An 8,292-nucleotide genomic window follows, 5' to 3' on the forward strand; every position below is an offset into this window, starting at 1 on the left:
TTGTCCTACGGGCAGATTAGCCTTATTGCTGGACGCGTGAAGTTGTGGGAATAAAGCTTATTCACCCTTAAACTCCAAGACTTGGAACTTATTGCTAACTTACTGGTCAGAAATATTGCAATACAAATGATCAACTACTTAGTCTGATAATAATTAGCTTCTGCTTAGCCCTTAGTCCTTAGCCCTTAGCCCTTAGCTTCTGCTGGATAATGGATCATCTACTTAACTTAAAGGATGGATCTATATGACTGTACCAACTGTTGCCGGAACTGTTGCCGGAACTGTTGCCGGTAACGCAACGACTGTTCCAACATCCCTGCCTGCTCATACAGAATCCCGGACAAAATGTTCTCATGCAGGTAATTCTGTAAAACCCCGCAACCCTGGGCATGTAAAGCTCCCTTCCCCAAGGAATTCAATGTATGCGGGGGGAGCTAGAAGTGCGACTAACACAACGATAGCCAACCACATCAACCACACTGCAGAAATAGTGCCAGACAACAATCAGGACGACAGTGATATAGAGATGGCCGAGTATAAAACTTTCGTGATCTGCACAACCAACACAACAGAAGTAACAGAAAAAAAAGGAGTTAAAACGAATGTAACTGCTCAAAAAGAACTGGCAGATTTTATGGATTCGCCTCTACAGCCACAGCCTGATAAAACTGTTGATAAAACTGTTGATATAACAACTGGGGCTAAATATAAGCAGTTACTCGATACCTCTAAATTTGAAGAGTCCATTGATGAATTTGATTATTTTAAAAACCATCCTGATCTTTTAGGTAATGCCGAATCACAACTGGATCGGCTCATCAAATTCATGTCTGACGTGGATGAACAAGTATTAAAAGAAGTGCGGAAAACATTTATAAAGGCCAAGTCGTTGACGAGGGATAATGTTCTGACTAATGCACAAGAACATTACCAGGATCATTGCGAGAATCTTAAAAAATATGAATGGTTCGAGGCCGATAAAACTACAGTCGAGAAGTCGGTCACTCAGTCTGGTCTTCAATATGGAAAAAGGCTAGAGCTAAATAACACTAAAGATAATAAATATTTACACTTAGTGGATTTGTTTGATTTTGCAATGACAATGAAGGCATTACAAATGGCAGCGTTATTAAAAGAGAAAAACAATCTTTCAAAGCTTTATGAAAAGTGCGAATCAGAAGCAATAAACTTACTAAAAAAGCAATTAACCAAGACTCTTCCATCCCACTTTGACAAAAATCATTTTACTTCTCTAAGAATTAAAAATGAAAATGATTTTACTATTTTGGATAGTGAGTTTTTCTATCCAAGAGGTCGAAAATCCTGGCAGATATGAAGTATATAATATAACTAACGATCTAACCTGACAGTGACCGAATGATGAATCAGATTAACACCTCTAATTCATCACCGAAGTTTTGATTCACAATCCCGCCTTCACCAAATAGCAACCCCGAAACCCGGGGTCATGTCTTTCTTGCAACAGGCTAAGCCTGAGAATGTGGGGGGTTCTATGAGCTGAAATCATTCGTTGAAATCCAGTGAATTCGACTCCCACCCGGTAAAGATTAACCATCAACCGGAAATGAGCCTTCAGCTTGATAGAAAGTTTTGCATAGTCAGGGGTAACCTTGGTTGTTAAGCGTAAACAGCAGCTACTAAAGCCGCGGGCAAGACCACTTAGGGAAGCTGTGATTAAGAATATACCATCGTCATCCCCGCGTACTATCGTCATTCCCGCGCGGGCGGGGATCCACTGCTGGTGGTAGGTTCCCGCCTTCGAGGCTGGCGCGAAAATAGCAGAAGCACTGGAACCACGAAGGACACTAAGGCCACGAAGCAATCTTTTCAAAAACCTTAGTGCTCTTCGTGTCCTTCGTGGTTCCAAAAATCTCTTTCGAGATAGCGGGTACTTTCTACAATGCCACTTCCCTTACTTCTACTCAAATGCTACCTGAACAACGCTAACGAAGGGCTTGATTTTCAAACCCTTCAGCGGACCTGGCGATTTTAGTCGAATAAAGATAGGAATCAGGGTTTCTGGCACCTGGTTTCAATGAGTTTGACACGTAGGTTGGGTCGAGCGGAGCGAGCCCCAACAAATCTCGCCCCCCCCATAAACAGCAGTTAATTATTTACCGTCTGAATTGCCGGTGCCGTTTTTTTTGCGGATAGTTTTTTTGCTGTTGAGGGTTTGTGTTGGGGCTCGCATTCGCTCGACCCAACCTACGCCACCGGTCAATTTCAATGAAACCATGTACTAACCGTTAACCAGAAAATGAACCCAGATACTGGCTACGTATCCCAGCGCAATAGCCCAACTCCACCGAAGGTGAGTCATAAAGGTATAGCCGCCTTTCGAAGCGCCCATCATCGCAACACCCGCTGCCGAGCCAATGGACAGCAGGCTGCCCCCCACACCGGCCGTTAAGGTAACCAACAACCACTGAAAACTGTCCATTTCAGCATCCATTCCCAGAATGGCAAACATCACCGGAATATTATCCACCACGGCAGAAATTAAACCGGCAATAATATTAGTCCATGTTGCACCAAGATCTGCATACATGGCTTCCGAGGCCAGATCGAGATAACCCAGGTAGCGAAGGCCTCCCACCGAGAAAATCACCCCGAAGAAGAACAGCAGGGTATCCCACTCCGCACGGGCAATTTTCTGGAAAACATCGATTTCCGTATCATGGGTCCATAGCCCTGTGGTCATCCCCGGGTGACTGGTCAGCCCCTGAATTTTCATAAACCAGGTATAGAACATCAGCAGCGCAAGCCCGGTCATCATCCCCATAAAGGGTGGCAAACCCAGTGCCTTTTCAAAACTGACGGCCAGGAAAATCGTGACCAGAAAAAGTAAGCAGATCATAAGACCACCATGGAGGATGGTGCTCTCTACCTTGACACCTGCCGGCTGACCCTGATCAATGAAAAAGCTCATGATCACGGCAGGTACCAGATAATTGACCACTGACGGCAAAAACAGGCTGAAGAACTCGAAAAACTCAAGCTTGCCCGCCTGCCAGACCATCAGCGTGGTAATATCACCAAAGGGGCTGAATGCACCACCCGCGTTGGCAGCCACCACCACATTGATCATGGCCAGGGTAATAAATTTTGGGCTGCCCTCACCCACGGCCATAATCACTGCACCCATTAATAATGCAGTGGTCAGGTTGTCGGCCACCGGGGAAATAAAGAATGCCATGACGCCAGTAATCCAGAAGAGACTACGGTAATTAAAGCCCTTGCTGATCAACCAGCTTCGGAGCGTGGCAAACACCTGCCGGTCTTCCATGGCGTTAATATAAGTCATGGCTACCAGCAGAAAGAGGAACATCGCCGCATACTCTTCAAGATCATGCATAACAGCCTTTTTCAGCTCTACATGGGAAACACCTTGCTGTGCGGCAAGAAAGGCAATAAGCGCCCAGATGATTCCCGCAGCCATAATGACCGGCTTGGACTTACGTAGATGAAGCGGCTCTTCCGCCATAACCAGGCAGTAGGCAATCACAAAAATAGCGATACAGACCCAGGCAAGTGGACTTGATGTCACACCCAGCACATTCTCGCCAGCCAGTGCAACAGTTGGTAGACAGGTTAATGCTCCTGCCGAAAGGAGTTTTTTCATTCTTGTCATCATCATTCTGTCCCACAGGCTCTATTTAAAAACCAGAGATTGAATTGGTTAGTTGAACAGCCATGAGCCAATTGAAAGCCATTAGCTTATTAAAGCCGCGAAGGATAACGCTACCAACAGAAGAGTGCAAAAAAGCATCACTTTGACGCGGGATAACATTTTCGCTTACAGAAAAGTCGCTCGTCGAGAAAGCCAAAGCCTGTAAACTTAAAAACGATCTGAAAAAATAATTCTTAATACTCTATTAACTTAAAAACCATCGCATATTGGACAATATTTCAACAAATTGCGTATAGACTTTATAAAACAACTGTCCAATGTATTTTCAGTGAGAGTGTCTGATGTCTATCGCTCCAAAACTCCAGGCTTTTCTGAACCATAACCAGGTAGATTATGAAGTCGTCAGCCACCCTTATTCAGACCGCGCACTCAATACCGCACATGTCGCCTGTGTTCCTGTTAAAAACATGGCAAAAGCCATCGTTCTTCAGGACGATGCGGGCTATGTAATGGCTATAGTCCCTTCAATGAACAAGTTGATGCTGCGCTGGATCAACACCAAGCTGAACCGTCACCTTCATCTTGTCACCGAGCATAGCCTTGAGGAACTATTCCCGGACTGTGAGATGGGCGCAGTACCTGCCATGGGTATCGCTTACGGAATGAAAACCTGCTGGGATGATGAACTCAATGCCGTTCAGGACCTTTACTTTCAGGGTGGCAACCATCGTGAACTGATTCATCTTCAGAGGGAACAATTTAAACAGCTATTACAGGGACAGCCTCATGCCGCCATTAGCTGCGATCCTGATGAGGCAGATGCTTATGCCACCGATAATTGATTCTCCCCTTACATCCGCTGCCCGTTTCCCGCTGCCCGCTGCCCGAGAAAGATAAGACGGGCTTTTACGGGTGGCGGTAAGCGATCTTTTTTTCCTGGCGAATCATTTTCTTAACCAATGTCCGTGACGATTATTCGTCACCTCCTGCCATAAAAGATTTCACCACAGAGACACGGAGAACACAGAAGAAAAGCTTTTTCTTTTCTCCGTGCCTTTGTGACTCCGTGGCAACTTTCTTTCAAGGCAAAGATAAAACGGGCTTTTACGGACAGCGGGAAGCGGGAAGCGGGAAGCGGTCTTTTTTCTTAGCGAATCATTTTCTTAACAAAAAGCACCACGAACAGAGCCAGGGAAAAGCTGCCGGTAAAAGCTTCACTGGCAGCAATAATTCGGGACACCCCAAGAGGCGTTAAGTCGCCATATCCCAATGTGGTAAACGTCACCACACTAAAATACAAACAGTCGAGCCAGTAAAACAGGTTTTGGACTAACCCTGCACTGTCATTAAAACGAACAATGGTGTCTCCATCCTGTATCCCCGTCAGCAGATAAAGAAATGAACAGACAAAAATCAACCCAAGGGAAAACATCACCACACGCAACGGTGACTCGCCATAGCCACTGATCAGATCCACCACCAGGGATAACAACCGCTGCCGGGAATATTTTGGCATCTGCAGCCGGTGGAAAACCCTTTCCCGATAAAAAAAATGACCCGCCGTCGCCACCATCCCCTGCTGTTCACAATGACGCCGTATATTTCTTGCCGACTCTTCCGCCTCTTCATACATGGCCGCCGCATTTTCCGGATTCGCCTCTGCCTCTTTCTCCTGAAACAGCTTGTCTCCCCAACAGACATGATCCAACAGGCTGTTTTTCAGATTAACACCCAGCAAATTACACCCGGAAAGATTAGCCCTGTGCAGGTTTGCATGGGAAAGGTTGGCTTTTAACAGACGGGATCCCGATAGATCAATTCGATAAAGGTGTGCTTTGTGAAGGCTGGCACGACTCAGGTCACTGTTGATCAATTGAAATGGCTTATTACTGCAGTGATTCACCAGATCCACATTATCAAGATTGGCCTTACGAAGAATAAATCCGTCCATGGGCTGACCATTTTTCGCCCTCTCTTCAAGCCTTTCTTTTACGTCTTCGCCGGTTTTATCCACATCAGGATCATGCCAGAAACAAAACTGGCTTCCCGATTCAGCCAAATCTTTACACCGGCCAGATTTACCAGAAAAAGAGCATTGATGCTCTGATACCTGCAACTGATTCAAACCATGAATCCCATATTTTTCCATAATTTATAGTTCTAACCGTCACTATGGCCGGTCTGCAAGAACCCATATTCATAGATGTATCGGCCTGTTTACAAAGGGATTTAAATAGCCTTCCGGGTTTACAGATCGCCGTCTTTTGAACACGCTGGGCAGTTAGTGTGTCAACAGAGGTTCCTCCCATGAAAATTCTGTTTATACTCACTTCACAAGCCGTTGCAGATGCCGTTATCCCATGACTGGCATAGACTCCCCCCTCAGACGCAAGGAACCAGGAACAGTGAAAAAATCCGCGATCCTATGCCTGTTCGTACTTCCGCTAATGATGAACACGAAGGTACAGGCTGACTCAGCCGAGCTCCCCTGTCCCGAGAGCCCAAACTGTGTCAGCAGCCTGGTTTCAGGCAAACGGGGTATTTTACCGTTCTACTTTGAGGGTTCAGAGACTTCTCAAATTAAAGATAAACTGGTAACCACTTTGCAGAATTGGCCCAATACAGAGATCATCAGCAGTAATGACCAGATTGTCATTACTGTTTTTACCACTCCCTGGCTTAAGTTCAAGGATGATTTGATACTGATTATCCGACCTGACGGCAGGGTTGATGTTCGTTCTTCCTCTCGCAGCGGATATTATGATTTCGGTGCTAACCGGCGCCGTGTTGAACTACTGAGAACAGCGCTATCTCCGGGTCAAAAACAGAAAACCGAAACCAAACTGCCATGAGTTCTCAACCTGATACATGGTTTCAATGGGTTTGACATGCAGGTTGGGTCGAGCGGAGCGAGCCCCAACAAATCTCGCCGCCCCCCCATAAACAGCCGTTAAATATTGACAGTCTGAATTGCCGGTGCCGTTTTTTTGCGGATTGTTTTTTGCTGCTGAGGGTTTGTGTTGGGGCTCGCATTCGCTCGACCCAACCTGCGTCACCGGTCAATTTCAATGAAACCATGTACTAGGCAAACCCCGCCGGAAACAGGTAAGCTTTGCTCATTTTGTGCAGCTATCACCAATCCATTCTGGCTTAAATTATGACCTGCACGAATAAAGGAGACAATGTGGTCACCTTAACGATATACGGTATACCCAACTGCGACACCATTAAAAAAGCCCGGCGCTGGCTGGACAATGTCGGTATTGAATACCGCTTCCATGACTACAGAAAGAATGGTCTTGAACCAGGCATACTTGAAGCCTGGACAAAAGAGCTGGGCTGGGAAGCGTTGCTGAACCGTCGGGGAACGACCTGGCGGAAACTCCCTGAAGAAGAGAAGTCAGCAATCAATGCTGAGCGTGCAATCATCCTTATGCTGGAACAACCTGCCATGATCAGGCGCCCTTTACTGGATACGGGCAGCCAAAAGTTGCTGGGATTTTCCGAACAAGAATACAGCGACCTGCTTTTATAACGACCTAGTAAATTGAAGGAATGATAAATGAGTAAGCAGCATTTCAGCCTGGCCATTGGTATTGGCAGCAAGAACGAGAAAGACCAATGGCTGGAGGTATTTTATCCCAGCCCTGTTCTTAATCCAGAGCCTGAGCTGTTAGACAGCATTGCCAGGCTGGTTAACTACACTGGCGGCAACGAGTTTATCGAGCTTGATAGCAAAACACTGCATGCCCTGGAAGATCTGTTTGTGGATATCAAACAGACCGAACTGGCCACCATTACCCGCAGTCTTGAAGAGAGTAAACAGCCACGGGTCATCACTATTCTGGAAACCGATGATGCGCCTGCCAGCACACCGGAAGCCTACCTCAAGCTCCACCTGCTTTCTCATCGTCTGGTCAAACCTCATGGCGTTAACCTGCAGGGTATTTTCCCTCTCTTGCCAAACGTTGCCTGGACCAGTGAAGGAGCCATTGACCTGGAAGAACTCCCCGCTCGCCAGCTGAAGGCCCGTGCCGAAGGCCGTGTTCTGAGCGTCAATTCCGTCGATAAATTCCCGAAAATGACGGACTACGTGGTACCTGCGGGTATTCGTATTGCCCATACCGCAAGAGTTCGCCTGGGAGCCTATGTCGGTGAAGGCACTACGGTGATGCATGAAGGCTTTATTAACTTCAATGCCGGTACCGAAGGCAAAAGCATGATTGAAGGCCGTGTTTCTGCGGGGGTTATGGTGGGTGAAGGCTCCGACCTTGGTGGTGGCTGCAGTACCATGGGAACGCTCTCCGGCGGTAACAATATTGTAATCTCCGTCGGTGAAAACTGCCTGATCGGCGCTAATGCCGGCCTTGGCATTCCACTGGGCGACCGCTGCATTATTGAAGCCGGGCTTTACCTCACAGCTGCCAGCAAGGTTCAGGTGCTTGATGATCAGAAAAATCTGGTGGAAGTGGTGAAAGCGGGAGACCTGGCCGGTAAATCTGACCTGCTGTTCCGTAGAAACTCCCTGACTGGATCGCTGGAATGCCTTACCAACAAATCAGCCATTGAGCTGAATGATGAGCTGCATGCTCACAATTAAGAGTCACAATTAAGGAATCGTCCTTAAGAGCGCTGCCCGC

Annotated in this window: 7 protein-coding genes; 5 read left to right on the plus strand and 2 right to left on the minus strand. The window is 46.9% G+C overall.

Translation table 11 applies throughout. The features are described from left to right. Positions 1-244: 244 nt before the first annotated feature. Positions 245-1,336: a hypothetical protein gene (locus RM811_RS17545; RefSeq protein WP_402526917.1), complete on the plus strand. Its 1,092-nt coding sequence runs from the start codon at positions 245-247 to the stop codon at positions 1,334-1,336. Positions 1,337-2,260: 924 nt separating this feature from the next. Here RM811_RS17545 and nhaD read toward each other — a convergent pair. Then, positions 2,261-3,643, minus strand: coding sequence for a sodium:proton antiporter NhaD (gene nhaD / locus RM811_RS17550; protein WP_402526919.1), 1,383 nt, complete (start codon positions 3,641-3,643; stop codon positions 2,261-2,263). A gap of 350 nt (positions 3,644-3,993) precedes the next feature. Here nhaD and RM811_RS17555 point away from each other — a divergent pair, with 350 nt between their 5' ends. Then, complete coding sequence (locus tag RM811_RS17555; RefSeq protein WP_402526921.1) at positions 3,994-4,494, plus strand: aminoacyl-tRNA deacylase; 501 nt, start codon at positions 3,994-3,996, stop codon at positions 4,492-4,494. Positions 4,495-4,799: 305 nt separating this feature from the next. Here RM811_RS17555 and RM811_RS17560 read toward each other — a convergent pair whose 3' ends face one another. After that, positions 4,800-5,801 carry a pentapeptide repeat-containing protein gene (locus tag RM811_RS17560; protein WP_402526923.1) on the minus strand — a complete coding sequence of 334 codons (1,002 nt, stop codon included), beginning with the start codon at positions 5,799-5,801 and terminating at the stop codon, positions 4,800-4,802. Positions 5,802-6,057: 256 nt separating this feature from the next. On the opposite strand from RM811_RS17560, the gene RM811_RS17565 reads away from it, so the two are divergent. From RM811_RS17565 to dapD, 3 genes are all read left to right on the plus strand, one after another. Beyond that, positions 6,058-6,504 carry a DUF1499 domain-containing protein gene (locus tag RM811_RS17565; protein ID WP_402526925.1) on the plus strand — a complete coding sequence of 149 codons (447 nt, stop codon included), beginning with the start codon at positions 6,058-6,060 and terminating at the stop codon, positions 6,502-6,504. A 305-nt stretch (positions 6,505-6,809) separates the two neighbouring features. Continuing rightward, positions 6,810-7,187, plus strand: a complete 378-nt coding sequence (locus RM811_RS17570; protein WP_402526927.1) for an ArsC family reductase — start codon at positions 6,810-6,812, stop codon at positions 7,185-7,187. A gap of 27 nt (positions 7,188-7,214) precedes the next feature. Continuing rightward, the gene (gene dapD / locus RM811_RS17575) at positions 7,215-8,252 is read left to right on the plus strand and encodes a 2,3,4,5-tetrahydropyridine-2,6-dicarboxylate N-succinyltransferase (RefSeq protein ID WP_402526928.1); all 1,038 of its coding nucleotides are present in this window, start codon (positions 7,215-7,217) and stop codon (positions 8,250-8,252) included. Positions 8,253-8,292 lie beyond the last annotated feature (40 nt).

Origin of the sequence: Endozoicomonas sp. (genome assembly GCF_031844845.1) — a bacterium.
Lineage (GTDB): Bacteria > Pseudomonadota > Gammaproteobacteria > Pseudomonadales > Endozoicomonadaceae > Endozoicomonas.

Excerpts from the sequence above, each read along its gene's own strand:
- RM811_RS17545 (WP_402526917.1), top strand. The coding sequence starts at position 245 with ATGACTGTACCAACTGTTGCCGGAACTGTTGCCGGAACTGTTGCCGGT.
- nhaD (WP_402526919.1), bottom strand. The coding sequence starts at position 3,643 with ATGAAAAAACTCCTTTCGGCAGGAGCATTAACCTGTCTACCAACTGTT.
- RM811_RS17555 (WP_402526921.1), top strand. The coding sequence starts at position 3,994 with ATGTCTATCGCTCCAAAACTCCAGGCTTTTCTGAACCATAACCAGGTA.
- RM811_RS17560 (WP_402526923.1), bottom strand. The coding sequence starts at position 5,801 with ATGGAAAAATATGGGATTCATGGTTTGAATCAGTTGCAGGTATCAGAG.
- RM811_RS17570 (WP_402526927.1), top strand. The coding sequence starts at position 6,810 with ATGACCTGCACGAATAAAGGAGACAATGTGGTCACCTTAACGATATAC.
- dapD (WP_402526928.1), top strand. The coding sequence starts at position 7,215 with ATGAGTAAGCAGCATTTCAGCCTGGCCATTGGTATTGGCAGCAAGAAC.